Annotated in this window: 16 protein-coding genes; 5 read left to right on the top strand and 11 right to left on the bottom strand. The window is 46.9% G+C overall.

The window, feature by feature from the left end; translation table 11 throughout:
• Positions 1–416: 416 nt before the first annotated feature.
• Genes NV381_RS21995 through NV381_RS21985 form a run of 3 tightly spaced genes read right to left on the bottom strand, consistent with a single transcriptional unit; the run spans position 417 to position 3,113 of the window.
• Positions 417–920 (bottom strand): GNAT family N-acetyltransferase, encoded by a 504-nt coding sequence (locus NV381_RS21995; RefSeq protein WP_258215426.1) that lies wholly within the window; start codon positions 918–920, stop codon positions 417–419.
• A 44-nt stretch (positions 921–964) separates the two neighbouring features.
• Complete coding sequence (locus NV381_RS21990; protein WP_258215425.1) at positions 965–1,867, bottom strand: aldo/keto reductase; 903 nt, start codon at positions 1,865–1,867, stop codon at positions 965–967.
• A gap of 58 nt (positions 1,868–1,925) precedes the next feature.
• Positions 1,926–3,113 carry an MFS transporter gene (locus NV381_RS21985; RefSeq protein WP_258215424.1) on the bottom strand — a complete coding sequence of 396 codons (1,188 nt, stop codon included), beginning with the start codon at positions 3,111–3,113 and terminating at the stop codon, positions 1,926–1,928.
• A 326-nt stretch (positions 3,114–3,439) separates the two neighbouring features.
• Between NV381_RS21985 and NV381_RS21980 the strand changes: the two genes are divergently transcribed.
• Complete coding sequence (locus NV381_RS21980; protein ID WP_258215423.1) at positions 3,440–3,805, top strand: YobA family protein; 366 nt, start codon at positions 3,440–3,442, stop codon at positions 3,803–3,805.
• A 99-nt stretch (positions 3,806–3,904) separates the two neighbouring features.
• Here the strand turns inward: NV381_RS21980 and NV381_RS21975 are convergent, their stop codons facing one another.
• The 6 genes from NV381_RS21975 to coxB all read right to left on the bottom strand — a co-directional run bounded on the left by NV381_RS21975 (position 3,905) and on the right by coxB (position 9,237).
• A complete protein-coding gene (locus NV381_RS21975) occupies positions 3,905–4,360 on the bottom strand; it encodes a DUF420 domain-containing protein (protein WP_258215422.1) in 456 nt (151 codons plus the stop codon).
• Positions 4,361–4,388: 28 nt separating this feature from the next.
• On the bottom strand, positions 4,389–5,279 hold the full coding sequence (locus NV381_RS21970; RefSeq protein WP_258215421.1) for a cytochrome c oxidase assembly protein: 891 nt from the start codon (positions 5,277–5,279) through the stop codon (positions 4,389–4,391).
• Positions 5,280–5,394: 115 nt separating this feature from the next.
• Entirely contained in the window at positions 5,395–5,709 is a 315-nt protein-coding gene (locus NV381_RS21965) for a cytochrome C oxidase subunit IV family protein (protein WP_258215420.1), read from the bottom strand.
• Entirely contained in the window at positions 5,710–6,330 is a 621-nt protein-coding gene (locus NV381_RS21960; protein WP_258215419.1) for a cytochrome c oxidase subunit 3, read from the bottom strand.
• Positions 6,327–8,138: a cytochrome c oxidase subunit I gene (gene ctaD / locus NV381_RS21955; RefSeq protein WP_258215436.1), complete on the bottom strand. Its 1,812-nt coding sequence runs from the start codon at positions 8,136–8,138 to the stop codon at positions 6,327–6,329. The genes NV381_RS21960 and ctaD overlap by 4 nt, the downstream gene beginning before the upstream one ends.
• A 70-nt stretch (positions 8,139–8,208) precedes the next feature.
• Positions 8,209–9,237: a cytochrome c oxidase subunit II gene (gene coxB / locus NV381_RS21950; RefSeq protein ID WP_258215418.1), complete on the bottom strand. Its 1,029-nt coding sequence runs from the start codon at positions 9,235–9,237 to the stop codon at positions 8,209–8,211.
• A gap of 353 nt (positions 9,238–9,590) precedes the next feature.
• Between coxB and NV381_RS21945 the strand changes: the two genes are divergently transcribed.
• From NV381_RS21945 to NV381_RS21930, 4 genes are all read left to right on the top strand, one after another.
• The gene (locus NV381_RS21945; protein ID WP_258215417.1) at positions 9,591–10,277 is read left to right on the top strand and encodes a YhcN/YlaJ family sporulation lipoprotein; all 687 of its coding nucleotides are present in this window, start codon (positions 9,591–9,593) and stop codon (positions 10,275–10,277) included.
• 316 nt (positions 10,278–10,593) lie between these two features.
• Positions 10,594–12,771, top strand: coding sequence for a DEAD/DEAH box helicase (locus NV381_RS21940; protein ID WP_308862126.1), 2,178 nt, complete (start codon positions 10,594–10,596; stop codon positions 12,769–12,771).
• A 208-nt stretch (positions 12,772–12,979) separates the two neighbouring features.
• Positions 12,980–13,570, top strand: coding sequence for a guanylate kinase (locus NV381_RS21935; RefSeq protein ID WP_258215416.1), 591 nt, complete (start codon positions 12,980–12,982; stop codon positions 13,568–13,570).
• Positions 13,571–13,661: 91 nt separating this feature from the next.
• Entirely contained in the window at positions 13,662–14,837 is a 1,176-nt protein-coding gene (locus NV381_RS21930) for a conserved virulence factor C family protein (protein ID WP_258215415.1), read from the top strand.
• 104 nt (positions 14,838–14,941) lie between these two features.
• Here the strand turns inward: NV381_RS21930 and NV381_RS21925 are convergent, their stop codons facing one another.
• A complete protein-coding gene (locus NV381_RS21925; RefSeq protein WP_258215414.1) occupies positions 14,942–15,856 on the bottom strand; it encodes an MBL fold metallo-hydrolase in 915 nt (304 codons plus the stop codon).
• Between the two features lie 235 nt (positions 15,857–16,091).
• Positions 16,092–18,215, bottom strand: a complete 2,124-nt coding sequence (locus NV381_RS21920) for an ABC transporter ATP-binding protein (protein ID WP_258215413.1) — start codon at positions 18,213–18,215, stop codon at positions 16,092–16,094.
• Positions 18,216–18,228 lie beyond the last annotated feature (13 nt).

The raw sequence follows: 18,228 nt of genomic DNA, 5'->3' as shown, positions 1-18,228 counted from the left end.
GCGTCTGTGTAGATGTTGCCTTCCAGATTCCGCATACCGTCGGCCTATCTCAATGTTAGTCAATTTCGGGGCTCCGTCACTTTTCAGGCCTACTGCCTGACTGTCTACGCTTAGCACTCAACATTACTGCTGATAGCCCAAGACTCGCTATTGGCAACGCGGCTGCACGTTCTACCAAGCAGGGGTTCCACCTGCTAAATTACACGACCTTGCCCGGTCGCTCGCGGAAATCCGACTTCCGCTATCGTCCTAAATTGGAGGCCGTAGATTAAATAACGGAATTTTCAGTTCCGTTCAGGATCTTTAGTACATATCTACTTCCCCGCTATCCGAATATAAAAAAGTCCATACGGAAAGCTCGTCATCCTTGTGGGCTCGAATGGTAATAAGCTCCATTGAAGATTAGGTCAAGATGGTTAAACTAGCCGTTTGGCATAGCAGTGCCGTAAATGGCCTTCATACATCGGGCGGGTAAACTGAAGTGTAAACCCTGCGTCCTCCAGATTTCGCCTACTCACGTGGTTCTCTGGATGAACCGTCGAGAACAGATGCAGGCAGCCATAAGCCCGTGCGCGTTCTTCCCTCAGCTCGTGAAACTGACGCTGCAGCCCATGACCTCGTGCAGTCTCATGAACCACCGTCGCATCAAGAACAGCCACACGGAGCAGTTCCGCCTCCGGCACGCCGAACTCACGCCCCAAATTACTTGCGCCGACACCTGGAAATGCAAGGACTGTAAAAGCAACAAGCCGTTCCTCTAGAAAAGCACCATATATCTCACCATGGTCTTGAACACGAGTATACAGATAGTCTGTACTATCCATCGAGAACAGCGCACTGGAGGGAAGCCTGGAAACTACATCAACCATCAACCTATGTACCTCCTGAACCTCCTCATGCCCTATACGACGGATATCCATCCGATAGCCTCCCTGCATTAAACTGATCGGGCGGCCAAAAATTACTATCCTTGCCCAGCCCAGCCTTTACCCGCCTCAACTTCATTCCAACGCGCTCTAATCGCCTGCATTTGCTGGTCAGTTAGCGATCCCTTGTCAGCAAGCACGGCGTTCTGCACCCAGCGGTCCGGATTGGCTGTCCCTACAATAGCTGTAGCCACTCCCGGCTGACTGAGCGTAAAGCGCAGCGCTGTTTCTACCGCCTTTGACGGGTCACCCTTCAAGAAATCATACTCCAGCTGCTGCAGACGCTCCCAATAGGTATGATGGTAAGCGGACGCTGGCTTCTCTGCGCCGGAACGCCATGCTACATTAGCTATTGGACGTTTGGCAACAACGCCTACTTGTCTGACCACTGCTTCAGGCAGCGTCAGCTGAACCGCTTGTTGATCCGCAATATTGATAGAGGTTTGCAGCGAGTCGAATGCCCCGCATTGTATAGCATACAAGGCTGCATTGCCGTCACCGCTGTATCCGATATAGCGAGTTTTCCCTGCCTCCTGAGCTTTCTTCAGCACGGCAATAACCTCTCCATCCCGCAGCAGTTCCTCCTTGCAGCTATGCAGATGAATCAGGTCCACATAATCGGTTTTCAGTCGCTTTAAGCTGCGATCTATGCTGTCAGCCAGCATCTTGGGATCCCAATCCGGAGCATCGAACCCCGATGCATGACCACATTTAGTGAACAAATAGTAGTCGTTCCTGCGGTGCCCTACCGCTTGGCCTATCAGTTCTTCACTCGTTTTATAGCATTCAGCTGTATCGATAACATTAAGACCTGCATCCAACGCGCTTCCAAGAAGCCTTTCCACCTCAGACAAAGAGGCGTTCTCGTAACCAATTTCGGAACCACCGAAGCCCAGAACACTTACAAGCAAATCCGTTTTACCCAACCTTCTCTTTTCCATACGTGTCAACTCCTTCGTTAAAGTGTACGCCTTTTCCTTTTCTTTTCAGCTGCCAAGCTTAACTTTTTGCCATGTTCTCAAGCGGCTTGACTTGAATCAATCGGTAGGCTAACCATGCTGAAACGCAGCCGAGTATTCCAACAATGACAAAACCTTGCTGAAGCGTCAGCAAATCCCCTGCAATTCCCATAAACAAAGGCCCCATAAACATCCCTAGCCCATAGATTGCCTGATAAAAACCCATTGCTGTTGCACGTTTACCTGAATCCATGTGTTTAATGCTAAGCGACATCAGAATCGGTGTTGACAAGCCCCTTCCAAATCCCGCTATCGCTTGTGTCAATATTAACAGTCCCAAATGAGAGGTCATTGGGATTATTGCCGTAAAAATACCACTCAGAATAAATCCACCGATAATTACATTCTTCTCACCAAGCTTTGCAGACAGATGCCTTCCCCCCACCCATGCAGCTACTGCAGTCGGAAAGGTTGAAAAAAAAGTGAGCAGCCCCATATCCAGCTTAGTCGCCCCTAATGCTTGGGCATATACCGGTGTAAAGCCAAATACAGTGGCAAATGTCAGCAGCTGAAACAAAATAGCTAAGAACGATACAACAATCAGCATTCGGTCCCGAGCTACCTCTACAACGCCGTGCATCGTAATTTTCTGGGCATTATTATCAAACTTCTCTACCAGGAAGAAGGATCCCGCAAAACCAATCGTCCCTACAACAGCTCCTATCAGAAAGGATGACTCCCAACCATACATATCGGCAAACCAGCCGCCGGTTAAAATACCAAGCATTTGCCCCAAAGAGTTGTATACGGTAATCGTCCCAATAGCTTTTGTTGTTTCTTCCTTACGATAGTAACTTGTAAAAAGAATCGTAAAATCAACCCATGTAGCTGCCGCGGCACCTGCCAAAGCCCGAAGAATGAGGATCCAGGTCACACTCTGTGAAACCAGTATTCCTGCCCCTGCCAACGTCGTGAACAGCATGCCAAACACAATAAATAGTCTCCGCTTGTGAAATCGGTCTGACATAATGCCAACCGGGATACGCAGCAGCATTTGGCTAAACCCATACATGCCTACAATTAACCCAGCCATTTTGTGGGAGGCTCCCAAAGATTCAACATACGCGGTTAATATGGGCACACAAGTGTACATAGAGAACCAGAACAATAGTGTAACAACGCAAAACAAAGGAATGCGGTACTGGGATGAAGCCGCTTTTGATGTCATAAAATCTCCTTCCAGCAGGCTGAAATTCAGAAACGGTTTTCCATTTATATATGAAATCGTTTACTATGCTATCTCGAATAATACAGCTTTAACGGAGATATTGTAAGAGCTGAAGTTAACACCAGTTAGTTACTTTTTTGTGGCAAGTTACAAAGAAGTAAGTATAAATCCGGTCGCTAAAAGTAACCATAACAAACCATTTTAAATAAATGATCATCATGAATTTTCCATATCTTAGCAACATTATACTGTCCTACACCGTTAATTTGTAAAAGACTTGTCAAACTAAATCGGTCTTAATAAATCAAGCTATGGAGGGCTGCAAAGTGCGGTATTTGATGATATTAACTGTTTTAGCCACTTGTATTTCCGGATGTTCATCGAGTAAGGAGTCCCCAGCGCCATCTAAACAGGAGGTTTGGAACTATAAGGAAGGCTATATTATTTCCAAATCCGATCATAAGGTACTAGTCGTCAAAAACACTAAAGCTGAAGATATTAGCAAAAAATCCGTTCAACAGCTCCTGGATGAAGTTAAGCCGGATGCAGCTTGGATTACAGTTAAGAACAACGGCGAATACGATTCTCTGGCTATCGGGGATAAAGTTAGCATAGTAAATGACGGCATGATTAATCAATCCTACCCTGCCCAAGCAACAGCTTTGAAAATAAGCCGGATCAATACCAAATAATTAAATGGGTATATACAAAAAAGCCACGTTCATTGCAATGTCCTTCACATCAACAGGACCTGCAACAAATGTGACTCAAGTAACGCATGATCAAAAACTCTATAAGCCTAATATGGCATCTATCATCGGCTTCGTTTCGCCGCCTGGATACATCAGATATAGGAGCACATAGACAACAACACCCGTTGGAGCTGTAAGGAGCCAGACGACTGCCGTTATGCGGCCTATCTTTTTGTGCTTGGCAAAACGCTTGTTGAAGGCATGCAGCAATGTAACGATACCGAATACTGCAGCAGATGTCGCCAATGCGATATGGAAAAATAAAAACAGATGGTACGCCAGCTTCAGCTCTTCCGGGCCGCCAAAGCTCGTATTTCCGACAAAGATAGTCCGTGATGCGTAAACCAGAAAGAAGGCTAGAGCGAATCCGGCCCCCCATAACATCAGCTTCTGATGCGTCTCACGGTTTCCCTTCACAATATGATACCAACCAAAGGCTACAAAAATAGCACTGATAACAATAAATAGCGTGCTAACCGTAGGCAATATTTGCATTCGTATTCCCACCTAATAAATAAATAATTTAAGCCCGGTTCATATTGGCATGCGGCTGAACATAGCCTTCAAGCGCCAACTCTTCCTCTTCCTCCTGCTTGCGTTCCTTACGGTACCAACGGAAGAAGGTATAGCCTAATGCAATGGCGTAGACAATCTCTTGAATAATTTTCATTATAACTCCGCCAAGCTGCTGATCATTCAATACGGACATATATAGAAACTGCTCGGATATGCCTTTGTAGGAAGCATAGATCGGTTCTTCCGCAAAAATAATTAGAGCGCAGGCAGGAGTCAATAAAATCCCATTAACAAAAATATAAGCCATTCTGCGCAGCTCATTCATCCGGTTGTACTCAGGCAGCGGGCAGAATACGGGAAACCACATTTGGAACGCAGCCAACATAAAAATTGCGGTGTAAATCGTATGTGCTAACGGGTTCGCCATTAAATAATCCATAATAATCGGAATATGATAAAGGGAGAAAATAAGGTTAAACAGGAATAACGAAATCAATGGCGACGTGAACCCTTTCATTAGCAAATGAGCCACATTTCTTCGAAACATCGGTCTTAACAGCCATCCTGGCAAGCCTAGCAGGATCAGCGGCGGCATTACCAAATACGATATGGATTGCTGCAGCATGTGCGCGCTAAAGCTGTAATGGTGGCCATAATAATATAAGGGACTCCCCTCAGCTACGTAAAACAGCAGCAAACCTGTATAGAAATATAGCTGCTGGCCTATTCTTACAGGAGAAGAATCTTCAAATTGCTGCCTCCAACGACCAACGGCCATTGCATACAACCAACCTACAATGATAACAACGAGGATCCAACCAGGACTCCATAGGGCAGCAAACTCTGAAAATGCACCGCTTCCTGTGTGTCCCATATGTCCCATTTGACTTGCATCCATGTCAACCTCTCCTTCCTTTTACAGACTATTTCCTACTTGTTACTAATTTGTGAAAAATAGTGCAAAGTTTTGTAAAAAAAAGAGGGGCTCATTCTTCAAGCCACCTCTAAATTTTTTACCACCAAACCCAGTATACCGCCATAACTACTCCAGTCAAAGCAACGAAGAATCCGAACAACAATCCGACAATCGGAAGGAAATGTCCCTTATCTTTCATATGCATCCAATAGGCTAGCTGGAAGACGGCCTGCACTAAACCTAAGCCTACCAGGAAAATGATAAGAAACGAATGGTCCAAGCCTCCGTATAAAACGGCCGCGAAGGCCAACATAGTTAACACAATCGAAACAATGTAGGACAAGTAGTGATTTCTTGGGCCTTCTAACTTATGCCGCTTGCCAGCGTCTGATGTGTGCTGATGGCTGCTCATTTATGGTCCCACCTTCCCTAACAAGTACACTACGGTGAAGATAAACACCCAAACTACGTCGATAAAGTGCCAATACAGACCGGCAACATAATATTTCGGCGCCGTTACGACTGTAAGACCTTTTTTGATAGATGAAATGACCAACAACGAAATCCACAATACCCCGAAAGCTACGTGCGCTCCGTGAAAGCCTACTAGTGTATAGAACGAAGTAGCAAAAGCACTTCTCGAGAATATATGGCCTTCATGCACATAGTGAACAAATTCATAAATCTCTAAGCCCAAGAAGCCTAAGCCAAGCAATACGGTAATGATCATCCAGAAATTCAGCATTTTCAAATTACCGCGGTGCAATGCCATAGTTCCAAATACACTGGTCAAAGAGCTTGTCAACAAGATAAATGTCGATAAAGCTACAATGCTTAATTGAAAAATTTCTTGGCCAGTCGGTCCATCCGGTACTTGATTGCGCAATGCTATGAAGGATGCAAACAGCATACCGAACAATACGCATTCTCCGCCAAGGAAGAGCCAGAAGCCCATTACTTTATTCTTGCCTTCCAAAGTTGCGGTTTCCGCATGAGGTGGCAGAGCACCACCTACTTCATGATGTACACTCATGCTTTAACCCCCTTATCTTCCAGCTCTTCAGGCTCAATGTGGTATCCTTTGTCATCATATACGGATCTTAGGAACATGCTTCCCAACATGATGACAGCCCCAACAGCAACTACAACATAATTGTGGTACATGAATCCAAAGCCTAAAATAAAGAATCCGATTGAGAAGGTAAGCGGCAGTATAGATGGTGAAGGCATATGGATCGAGCCGATCGGTTCTGCCGGCGTCATCTCTTTGTTTCCTGCCATTTTCTCTTTCCAGAAAGCATCCAATCCACGTACAAGTGGAGTTTGTTTAAAATTGTACTCTGGCGGAGGTGACGGAATTGCCCATTCCAAGGAACGGCCATCCCACGGATCCGCTGGAGCGTTCTGTGGCGAACGCGCTGTTGCAATTGCATTGATTAAGAAAACGATAGTTCCGATACCCATCAAGAAGGCGCCGAATGTACTGATCAAGTTGCCTTCTTCCAAACCAACGCCAGGCTGATATGTAAATACGCGGCGCGGCATCCCCATCAATCCTAAGAAATGCTGAGGGAAGAATGTCAGATGGAAGCCGATAAAGAAGGTCCAGAAATGAACTTTCCCCAATTTCTCGTTAAGCATACGTCCGAACATTTTTGGCCACCAGTAGTACATCCCTGCAAACAAGCCCAGGACAAGTCCGCCAACGATAACATAGTGGAAATGCGCTACGACGAAGTAGGTGTCATGGTATTGAAAGTCAGCCGCTGGAACCGCAAGCATAACCCCTGTAGTACCACCCATAACGAACGTTGGGATAAAAGCTGTAGCAAATATATTAGCCGTGGAGAACGTAATTTGTCCTCCCCAAAGGGTAAACAGCCAGTTAAAGATTTTAACACCGGTAGGAACCGCGATTGCCATTGTTGCAATAGCGAAGATGGCATTACCTACAGGCCCAATCCCTGTTGTAAACATATGATGGACCCAAACCATGAAGCCTAAAAATCCGATCAACGCTGTAGCGAATACCATGGAGCTGTATCCGAACAAACGCTTTTTGGAAAATGTACTTACGATATCTGAAATAATACCGAATGCAGGTAGAATCAGGATATAAACTTCCGGATGACCGAAGATCCAGAATATATGCTCCCAGAGTACTGAATTACCGCCTCGACTGGCATCAAAGAATGCACCGTCGAACAGGCGCTCAAACATTAACTGAACCAAGCCTACTGTAATAGCAGGGAAAGCGAACAAGATAAGCGCAGAAGTAATGAACGCCGTCCAAGTAAACAAAGGCATTCTCATATAGGTCATACCAGGTGCACGCATATTAATGATCGTTACAAGGAAGTTAATACCCCCGATCAGCGTACCCAAACCGGCAATCTGCAAACCTAGTACATAGAAGTCAACCCCATGATAAGACGAGGTGGTGTCAACGATGGTTGATAGTGGTGCATAAGCCGTCCAGCCTGCAGCAGGAGCGCCGCCCAGGAACCAACTCACGTTCAACATAATACCACCCAAGAAGAACAACCATAAGCCAAGTGCATTTACGAAAGGAAACGCTACGTCGCGTGCACCAATTTGAAGCGGCACTACCGCATTCATAAATGCAAAGATGATCGGCATAGCCGCGAAGAAAATCATCGTCGTACCGTGCATGGTAGTTAATGCATTGAACGTATCGCCGATAAATATTTTGTTATCCGGAAACATCAACTGAATCCGAATCAGAACAGCTTCAAGACCGCCGAGCAGGAAAAAAAATCCCCCGAAAATCAAGTACAGAATACCGATTTTCTTATGGTCAACCGTAGTCAACCAGTCCATTAAACCGGTGTACTGTTTTCTAGTGTGAGAGTGATCCAACGTATTTACCTCCTTTTTACCAAGATGTTCTTTATTTCAATGCATTCAAGTATTTAATCAAATCATTAATTTGCTGTTCTTGCAGCGGTTTCGAACCAGTAGGACCAAACGCAGGCATTTTATTACCCGGCTTCACTTCTTGTGGATTACTGATCCAATCATGCAAGCTCTTATCATTAGCAGTACCTTTTGGAAGGACACCTGCAATCATTTCACGTGATGCAAACCCGTTCAAGTTAGGTCCAAAACCAAGTCCTTGTGCGTTAACCGCGTGACAGGATAGGCAATTGTCTTTAAACACTTGCTCACCGGCCTTGGCATCCGCAGGAATTACCGCCGGCTGCTTCATTTTATCAACCCATTTAGTAAAATCCGCTTCGCTTTTGGAAACAACCTTGAAGTCCATCAATGCATGCGAAGCTCCGCATAATTCGGCACATTTCCCTAAGAAGACAGCAGCGTCATCAGCTTCGAAATACATAATGTTCGTCATTCCAACGTTAGTATCCTGTTTACCTGCAAGTGACGGTACCCAGAAGGAGTGAATCACGTCTGCTGAGGTAATTTCCAGTGCAATCTTCTTGCCTGCTGGAATAACCATATCCTGGGCTGTTGCAATTCCCAGCTCCGGATAATCGAACTGCCACCAGAATTGATGCGCCGTTACCTTAACATGAATCGCATCTTTATTCTGAATATTGTTCTCAGCCAGCTTAACCGTATAACTGACTGTAGGTACAGCCAAAATGAGCAATAAAATGATAGGGACAACTGTCCAAATGATTTCAAGCGTGTGACTGCCTTCAACCTGCTTTGGAATGATATCTTTATCGCCCTTTTTCTTACGAAAGCGTACTAACACGTACAAGTAGATCGCGAAAACAACCAGAACTACCACGATCATGATACCCAAGCTCAGCTTCATTAAGAACAGCTGGTCTCTGGCTACTGGTCCTCTAGGTCTCAAGGCTGAAATCGTATCGCTTCCACACCCCGTCAAAAGCAACATCATCAACCCGAAAAGAGGGATGAAACGCCACAGATTTTGCCATCGATTCATCTTATCAATCCCACCTCTAAAGCTAATATTTTTCGAACAAAAGGTCATATATTGTCAATGAACCTATTCACCATTATTAACTATAAATACGTACCCCTTTTTTGTCAATGAATCTGGAGAAGTTCACAAATTGTTCTCAATCCTGCGCCCCCATTGGTTTTTTCAATTATGCCTCTCGTATTTTATTTCCATAAACAAAGAGTTTTATGCAAGAAAATGTGATTTCACATCTATGTATAATTACCTTGATTTGATGAATCCTACATATAGAATTTAATGCCCGCAAATGCTGTTTTCCAAGGGAGATATTGTATATGAAGTACATTCGATGAAAAAGGTAAGGAGGCCCTTTTATGCGGTTTAACCGGATTTTTCTAGGAATTGTGTGTTCAAGTTCATTATTTGGCTTATGTGGATGCTTCAGTTGGTATGATTACAACAGTGCAAGCAATTATGGAAGTCAGCGTGATGAACACCGTCAGGATACTTCAAGAGCCTATCAGACGGCGCAGCAATATACAACGGTATCGCACAATCATACCCGTCTCGAAATGAATCAGTTTTTGTCGGATCAGGTCGCTGCCATGAATGGGGTTAATAGCGCTATTGTGATGATGGCGGATAATACGGCTTATGTTGCCATTATCATAGACAGTACAGCATCCGGCACAAAAAGCAGTACCCGAGAAACGAACAATGGAGGAACAGTCCGCGGTTTGTACAACCCTGCCACTCCTTTTAACGACTATGCGGATCCCAACAAGCTGGCTACGGGTACAAATTCCTACGAAACCGTTCAGCATCATGAGCAAATCTCCCATCTATTCAAGCAAAAAATTGCTGAGAAAATCCGTTCTTTGCAGCCAACAGTCGTTGATGTCTATATATCTGCACACCGGGATTATATCAATGAGCTAAACAGACTTGCACAAGAATCCTGGAAGGGCAACGATTTAACCCCTTATGTTAAAGAGTTCGATGCCATTTCCGATTATATCTTTGGAACCCAGCCTACTATCCCTACCCAATCGGAAGGCTAGTCCTAATCTATTGGAAGACAGATTCATTAAACATTAAGCTTATTGTTCACCCCTCTCATGCTGCTCAATCTCCGTTATTGAACATACAAAGCAGCAATAGAATGGGATTCCTGCTCCCCTCTGTTTTCCTTCATATTATATATGAAGAAACGCAGAGGGTTTTGCTGCGAATCGACTGGTTTCTTTTTCCCCCCGGTTCCTGTAGAATGCAGGTAGAACCTGAATATTCTTAAGTTGAGTAGGATGGAAAATGAACGTGAGTTTTATTCATGCATTGTATGGAATGGAATGAACGGTAAATAAGGAGATTAAAATAATGAAAAATGTATTTGCCAATCTTGGCATTAGCAGTGAATTGACGGAGGCGTTAAGCCAACAGGGGTATACAGAGCCTACTCCAATCCAAAAAGAAGCTATCCCAGTAGTTTTATCTGGAGATGATGTCATTGCCCAGGCACAAACAGGCACAGGTAAGACATTGGCTTTCGTGCTGCCTATATTGGAAAAACTAGATCCCAAGAAGAGCTACACTCAAGCGCTTATTTTGACACCTACACGTGAGCTAGCTATACAAATAACTAGCGAGGTTCAAAGATGGGCTCCAATTAAAGGAATAAGTGTACTTGCTGCATACGGCGGACAAGATGTAGAACGGCAGCTTAAAAAGCTTGAAGGAAGCATACACTTGATTATTGCAACACCCGGTCGTCTGCTTGATCATTTGCGTAGAGGCACCGTTCAGCTTCAGCGTATATCTACGCTTGTACTGGATGAAGCGGATCAAATGCTGCATATGGGTTTTCTAAAGGACGTTGAAGAAATCATTATTCAAACCTCTCCAAAAAGACAAACCCTGCTATTCTCAGCAACAATGCCGGGACCGATCCGCAACTTGGCCAAAGGCTACATGAAAACGCCACAGGAAATCAAAGTAAAAACCAAGCAGGTTACATTGACCGAGATCGAACAAATTGCTATTAAAACAACGGACCGCGGCAAGCAGGAAGCTTTAGTTCGTTTGATCGACGAATACAACCCTTACTTGGCTATGATTTTCTGCCGAACCAAGCTGAGAGCAGCTAAACTGAATGAAGCTCTTCGCGAAATGGGCTACTCATCCGATGAGCTGCACGGCGATTTGACCCAGGCTAAACGCGAACAAGTTATGAAACGTTTCCGGGACGCTAAAATTCAACTTCTGGTAGCCACTGAAATTGCAGCTCGCGGATTGGATATTGAAGGTATTACTCATGTATTCAATTATGATATGCCTCATGACGTTGAAAGCTACATTCACAGAATTGGCCGGACAGGACGTGCCGGACAGCGCGGAATGGCTGTTACCATGGTAACCCAGCACGACCTGGGTACACTTGAGGCTATCGAGCAAGGAATCAACGCAGAGTTGCCTCGACGGACTGTCAAAGCTGATGGTGAGCTTAGCGAGGCTCGGACCAGCGGACGCGGAAACGTCGTGGGACGCAGGGCATCTGACAAAGACGACAGGGTTGATATGAGTACACGTGGTGATCGTGATTCCGCTCAACGAGGAAGACGCGGCGCAGCTCGTGGCGGCGACTCCAACGCTCGACGTGAGGGTGGACGTGGTCGCGGCGGAGCAAGTGCTGGGCGCGGCGCTAGTTTCGGCCGCGGAGCAAGTGCTGGGCGCGGCGCTAGTTTCGGCCGCGGAGCAAGTGCGGGTGCTGGACGCGGGGCGGCAGCGGCGCGGAGCGAAGTTCCTACTTCGCCTTGGACCAAAGCCAGAACCGAGCGCGCGGCAGCTGAACGCGAAGGCGCCGGTGAATTCGGCGGCGCTAATGCTGGCCGAGCACGCGGTGCCAGTGCCGGTGGACGCGGCGCGGCTAGCTCTCGCGGCGCAGCCGGGGCGACTCCTTGGCGCAACGCAGGTGGCGAGCGCGACGGCGCTGGCGACTTCGGCGGCGCTAATGCTGGCCGCGCACGCGGAGCTAGTGCCGGCGGACGCGGCGCGGCTAGCTCTCGGGGCGCAGCCGGAGCGACTCCTTGGCGCAACGCCGGTGGTGAGCGCGATGGCGCTGGCGACTTTGGCGGCGCTAACGCTGGCCGCGCACGCGGGGCCAATGCTGGTGGACGCGGCGCGGCGGGTTCTCGCGGCGCTGGCGGAGCGACTCCTTGGCGCAACGCAGGTGGCGAGCGCGATGGCGCCGGCGACTTTGGCGGCGCTAACGCTGGCCGCGCACGCGGTGCTAGTGCCGGCGGACGCGGCGCGGCAGGCGCGGCATCACGCGGTCCTGCCAACGCAGGGCGTGGGCGCGATGCCGGGGCGTGGACTACGAAGCATGAAGCACAGCGGAACGCTAACGCGGCGGCAGGACGTGGTCGCGGCGACGGCCCTGCATCCGGCGGGGGTGCAGCCGGTCGGGGACGAGATAGCCAGCGTGGCCAAGGGCCAAGCGGCGGCAAGCCTCGTACAGGACGCAACGATGGCGGTCCACGCGGGACAAGAAAACGCTAAGCTGCTCCGTAAACGGAACCACACTAATTTCTTCTTAATTAAGCCGCTTAATAGCTTTCTTTATTTAGATCACATATTTTACCCATTTCAATGGAAATACTCTAGTGTGGTAATCCTGTAAATGTCCTTTACCTATCGAATCAAAACAGGTAAAATAAAGTACACGCCACTTTTTGTATCAAACTTCCAAAACCAAGGAGGGGTATCCATGTACGAGTTAAAAGAAGAAGATGTTATTTTTATTTTTACCGGACCCAATGGCGCAGGCCGCAAGACGGTAGCCCAGATGTCAGGCGACACGTTGGGAATGAAGCAGGTAATTTCGTACACGACAAGAGCTCCCCGATCGGCGGAAGTAGATGGTCAGGACTATCATTTTGTAACCCATGAGGTTTTTTCCAACGGTCAAAAGAACAACGAATTTATTGAGGTTATCGAAATTGACGGTAATCTTTATGGGGTTAAAGGGCAAGATATTGTAAACACACTGCAAAAGCATGGAGCTGTTTACTTAATCCTCAACCGTTTTGGTGCTGAAGCCGTAAAAAAGCTGTATGATACAAAAGCAGTCCGCGTCTTTATTTATGCTGACAAGCAGATCATCCTTAAGCGTGAAGAAGATCGTGGAGACTCACCGGAATTAATTGAACGGTACATGTCTCATTTCGAAGATGAAATGGCGTATAAGGATCAATGCGAGCATATATTTGAAAACCTGGACTTAGCGCATACCGTATTTGATCTTACCAAAACACTTGATGAGAATTACCTTCATCGCAACCTGATCGACAAAGACTAATTTTTTTTCAACATAGTATACGAAAAGAAGACCGAAACCGGCATTGCCGAGCTAACCGGTCTTTTTTTTCATAGGAAAGGAACGATCTTAAATGAAAATTGTATCCATAGAGCCCACTCCCAGTCCCAATACAATGAAAGTGCAGCTGAACGAACGGCTCTCCGATGGAATCAGAACTACTTACTCGCCAGAGCAGGCATCTTCAGCCAAAACACCTCTTTTCATTCAAAAGCTGCTGCACATTGAAGGCGTAAAAAGCATTTATCATGCGGCCGATTTTATTGCGGTCGATCGCACGGCCAAAGCCGATTGGCAGTATATCCTCGCACAGGTGCGTGAAGTACTGGGCGGAGATGCTGCCGGTATGGAAGCTGCTTTATCTGGAGGAGCCGTAGATAGTGACAGCGATGCAGCCTTCGGCGAGGTTCAAGTGCTGCTGCAGCATTTCCGCGGCATTCCGCTGCAGGTACGTGTACAAAGCGGTGCCGAGCAGCAGCGCACCGCACTGCCCGAACGCTTCAGCCAGGCCGCCGTCCAGGCGGCAGCGGCATCCCCCAATCTCATCAAGGAGCGTTCGCTCGAAGATTGGGGAATCCGCTACGGCGAGCTGAAGGAAGTGCTTGAAGAGGTGGCGCAAGAAATTGATGCCACCTACGATGAGGCGCGCCTGCAGCAGCTTATAGAGCAGGCGCAGCAGCAGCTGAGCGGCGACTCTATCGAGGGCGCCGCTGCTGTAAGGTCGGCAGGGCGCGCGACGCTGAGACCTGAGGAGCTGCTGCGGCAGCTGGCTGACCCTGACTGGAAGCAGCGCTATGCTGCGCTCCAGCAGGTAAAGCCGTCCGCTGAGACGCTGCCGCTATTGATTCAGGCACTCGATGATGAGAAATCATCGATTCGACGGCTGGCCACCGTATACCTCGGGGACCTGAAGGAGCCGCAGGTACTGCCCTATTTATACCGCGCGCTGGAGGATTCGTCGGCATCAGTACGGCGAACTGCGGGCGATACATTATCCGACATCGGCGACCCTGCTGCCGCCCCAGCTATGATTCAAGCGCTGAAGGACCCAAACAAACTGGTCCGTTGGCGTGCGGCCCGGTTTCTCTATGAAGTCGGCGATGATCAAGCCCTTGCCGCCCTGCATGAAGTCGAAAATGATGCTGAGTTTGAAATTCGCATGCAAATCAAAATGGCCATAGAGCGAATAGAAGGCGGTCATGCGGCCGAGGGCTCTGTCTGGCAGCAGATGACACGCAGATCTCAATAAGCTGTTGATCCTTTCGCTCCCAACTTACAAACAAACCTCCGAAGCTCGTTCTACAAACGGCATCGGAGGTTTGTTATATATTATCATTTTCATTGTCACACTACCTACAGGATCAATGTTTCCCCCAGCAAAAGAATTTTTAATTCTGCTTCATCTAGCTTCTGCCTCTTCCACTCCGCTTTAAGCCGTAGTAATGCTTCCTCGGGCGTGTCATCAGCCAGCTTGAAGGTTCCATAATGCATAGGGATAAATGAAGCTGCCTTTAAGTCGATAAAGGACTTCACGGCTTCTTCCGGACACATGTGAGCTATTTTCATGATGGATACCGGTTCATAAGCTCCTATTGGCAGCAGCGCATAATCAATAGTAAATCTTTTTCCAATCAATTCAAATCCTTTAAAATAACCGCTATCCCCGGCAAAATAAACCGTTTCTCCACTTGCCCCATTCTTCATGATCCATCCTCCCCAATGAGAGGTATTTGTATCGAAAAGTGTCCTGCGGGTCCAGTGCTGCGCCGGAACAAACGTAAATTCAATGCCATTTAATCGCTTGCTATCCCACCATGCCAACTCTGTGGAGTGATGGTATTGTTTGCGTTCAAACAGTGATTTTAGTCCGATGGGAAGTAAATACTGTGCATTTCGTCCGATTCTTTTAATGGTAGGAAAATCCAAATGATCATAATGAGCATGAGAGATAAGGACAATATCTATTGGAGGCAGCTCGGTGAATGGAATTCCCGGCTTGGTCAGCCTTTTGCGAATACCCATAGTATTAGCGTATACAGGGTCTGTTATAATATTAGTTTTACCCATCTGGATGAGGAACGTTGAGTGACCTATCCAGGTAATCGTCGTCTTTGAATTGTTTTCACGCAAAAAATGTTTATCGATATCTGAATGATGTTGGATATAATAAGATCTCGACATTTTCTTCTTCTTTTTCATCCACTTGTAAACTTGCATGATCGACTGTTTATTAGTTACATTATCTAAATTGCTATATCTTATCTTCATTTTCCCCTCCACTTGACCTTATCCTTCGATAAAGCTTTTCTGTAAGTTTGCCCTTCAATCCTCCCTAATATCTATTTCCCCATTATTCAAAAAATCAAACACCGCAGCCTGGAAAGAAAAAAGGGCAGAAAAGACCGTTCACTCCCTTAGAGTGGAATGAAAGGTCTCCTATCCCTATACATTTCGTCTTCGAATACATGAAACTTAAGTTAACTCGGCTATGAAACCACCCTGTTCACACCGTCGGCTTGGCGAACTGGCTCTCGCCGCCCTTTTGCAGCTGATACATTTGATAGTACCGACCCTGCTTCTCCATTAACTGGTTATGGGAGCCACGCTCTACGATCTCTCCGCGATTAAGGACAAGAATTAAATCAGCGTCACGAATCGTCGACAAACGGTGGGCTATGATGAAGGTTGTTCTTCCTTTGCTTACTACTTTAAGGGCTTGTTGAATCAATCCCTCTGTCTCGCTGTCGATACTCGCTGTCGCTTCATCAAGGATCAGTATGGCCGGATCAAAAGCCAGAGCCCGTGCAAAGGAGATCAACTGCCTTTGTCCTGCCGATAGCGTACTCCCGCGTTCCACAACCGGTTCATCGTAGCCACCTGGCAGCTTCTCAATAAATGAGGATGCACCTACATCCGTCAACGCTTGCTTGATCTTCGACTCATCGATCTCTTTGTTATACAAGCTCACATTAAACTTAATATCGCCCGCAAACAGAAAAGGGTCCTGCAGTACGATGCCCATATGCTTACGCAGTGCTTGCTTTGACTTTCCCGCTATACTACGGCCATCAATTCTAATTTCACCGTTAGATGGCTCGTAAAAGCCCAGCAGAAGATTCATAATCGAGCTTTTACCTGAGCCTGTATGCCCGACAAGCGCTATAGTTTCACCCTTGTTTGCTTCGAAGGAAATGCCGCGAAGCACCGGCTCACCCTCTTTATATGCGAAGGTCACATTATCAAAAGCCACATGTCCTTCCAGCCTCGCAATGCCAACGGCATCTTCAAGCTCCTGTCCCTCCAGATCAAGCAAATAAAACACCTTTTCCGCTGAAACCACAGCACGCTGCGCATTCATAAGCTGATCAAAAATTCCGATTATAGGCTGAAAGAAGCGGCCCGAATAATCGATAAAAGCATAAAATACACCGAAGGATATAGCTGTTTGCAGCGATTGCCCGCCAAAGTACCAGATCGTACCTGCGGTAAATAGTGACCCTATAAGCCCTGAGAAATTACGGGATGACAACGAAAACACCCGGAACTGCTTCACATTGCTGCGGTACCGATCGTTATTAAGCACCTCGAACTCAGACAGCCGCGCTTTCTCCTGACGGAATGCTTGAAGAATCGGCATAACGGCAATCGATTCGCTGATCATTGCGTTCATATCACTGAGTCGTGCCCGCATTATAGTAATATACTTTTTGGAAAATTTTAAATGAACCCACATTACAGCGGCAAAGAGCGGAATGAATACTAATGTAACTAACGCAAGCCGGACATCCAATAAAAACAAAGCCACATAGATTCCCAAAATATTAATTGAACTAACCACGAATGTGGCCATGAAGCTCATAAACAAATCACGGATAGCCTCCGTATCATTGGCAATCCGGGAGACAACCTGGCCTATCGGCGTGCTGTCAAAGAAACGGATCGGAATTCGTTGGATGTGCCGCATAAGATCCATTCTCATCCGTTGAATAATCCGCAGCGCAGTAGACTGCAGCGTATACGCCTGCAAATAGTGCAGCACACTGGCAGCTAGCAGCAGAGCGATGAACAGCCCCAACCATTGTATAATAGCTCCCACTTCGTACTGGTATAACGCTCCTGCTTCAACAACACTAAGCCGTTTGGCTGGAAAGAGCTCAGTTGTTGTGGCGTTTCGTTTCACCATAACGGTAGCCTGATTTCCTTCTGCCGCTCGCTGTCCTGTTGTTGTATTGTCGGTGGACAACGACCAATTTCCTTCAAATTGCGGCGTGGAGTCAATTAAGTACATGCCGCCTTCCAGCTGCATAAAGCGTACTTCCTTCCATCCCGCTATAAGAGAAGCCTTGTCCCCTGCCGATTGCGAGGATATCCAATCGCTCCTTACGTAGGTTTTTCCGGCTATCCCTATCGATTTCATTCCCGTCGGAGGCTGTTTGTCGGCACTCGCCTCATACCACGGAAGTTGTACGCTGCTAATATGTTTATCGATAATAGTTTTGGCGATGAAAGGCCCCGCCAGCTCTGCTCCTACAGCACAGCATAATACCAATAACGCTGCTGCAATTCGAAGCTTATACAGCATAGCATAAGCCGTTAATCGACTGGCTACCGTTTGTTTTCCCTTCATGGTTCACTTCCTT

The sequence above is a fragment of the Paenibacillus radicis (ex Xue et al. 2023) genome (assembly GCF_024722015.1).
Taxonomy (GTDB): domain Bacteria; phylum Bacillota; class Bacilli; order Paenibacillales; family NBRC-103111; genus Paenibacillus_S.
This window is presented reverse-complemented; position numbering and strand designations above follow the sequence as displayed.

What these genes read in the sequence shown, in the direction of transcription:
- NV381_RS21940 (WP_308862126.1), top strand. Translation starts at nt 10,594, where the DNA reads ATGAAAAATGTATTTGCCAATCTTGGCATTAGCAGTGAATTGACGGAG.
- NV381_RS21985 (WP_258215424.1), bottom strand. Translation starts at nt 3,113, where the DNA reads ATGACATCAAAAGCGGCTTCATCCCAGTACCGCATTCCTTTGTTTTGC.
- NV381_RS21945 (WP_258215417.1), top strand. Translation starts at nt 9,591, where the DNA reads ATGCGGTTTAACCGGATTTTTCTAGGAATTGTGTGTTCAAGTTCATTA.
- NV381_RS21920 (WP_258215413.1), bottom strand. Translation starts at nt 18,215, where the DNA reads ATGAAGGGAAAACAAACGGTAGCCAGTCGATTAACGGCTTATGCTATG.
- NV381_RS21990 (WP_258215425.1), bottom strand. Translation starts at nt 1,867, where the DNA reads ATGGAAAAGAGAAGGTTGGGTAAAACGGATTTGCTTGTAAGTGTTCTG.
- NV381_RS21930 (WP_258215415.1), top strand. Translation starts at nt 13,662, where the DNA reads ATGAAAATTGTATCCATAGAGCCCACTCCCAGTCCCAATACAATGAAA.
- coxB (WP_258215418.1), bottom strand. Translation starts at nt 9,237, where the DNA reads ATGAATCGATGGCAAAATCTGTGGCGTTTCATCCCTCTTTTCGGGTTG.
- NV381_RS21965 (WP_258215420.1), bottom strand. Translation starts at nt 5,709, where the DNA reads ATGAGCAGCCATCAGCACACATCAGACGCTGGCAAGCGGCATAAGTTA.
- NV381_RS21995 (WP_258215426.1), bottom strand. Translation starts at nt 920, where the DNA reads ATGGATATCCGTCGTATAGGGCATGAGGAGGTTCAGGAGGTACATAGG.
- NV381_RS21935 (WP_258215416.1), top strand. Translation starts at nt 12,980, where the DNA reads ATGTACGAGTTAAAAGAAGAAGATGTTATTTTTATTTTTACCGGACCC.
- NV381_RS21970 (WP_258215421.1), bottom strand. Translation starts at nt 5,279, where the DNA reads ATGGATGCAAGTCAAATGGGACATATGGGACACACAGGAAGCGGTGCA.
- ctaD (WP_258215436.1), bottom strand. Translation starts at nt 8,138, where the DNA reads ATGGACTGGTTGACTACGGTTGACCATAAGAAAATCGGTATTCTGTAC.
- NV381_RS21925 (WP_258215414.1), bottom strand. Translation starts at nt 15,856, where the DNA reads ATGAAGATAAGATATAGCAATTTAGATAATGTAACTAATAAACAGTCG.
- NV381_RS21975 (WP_258215422.1), bottom strand. Translation starts at nt 4,360, where the DNA reads ATGCAAATATTGCCTACGGTTAGCACGCTATTTATTGTTATCAGTGCT.
- NV381_RS21960 (WP_258215419.1), bottom strand. Translation starts at nt 6,330, where the DNA reads ATGAGTGTACATCATGAAGTAGGTGGTGCTCTGCCACCTCATGCGGAA.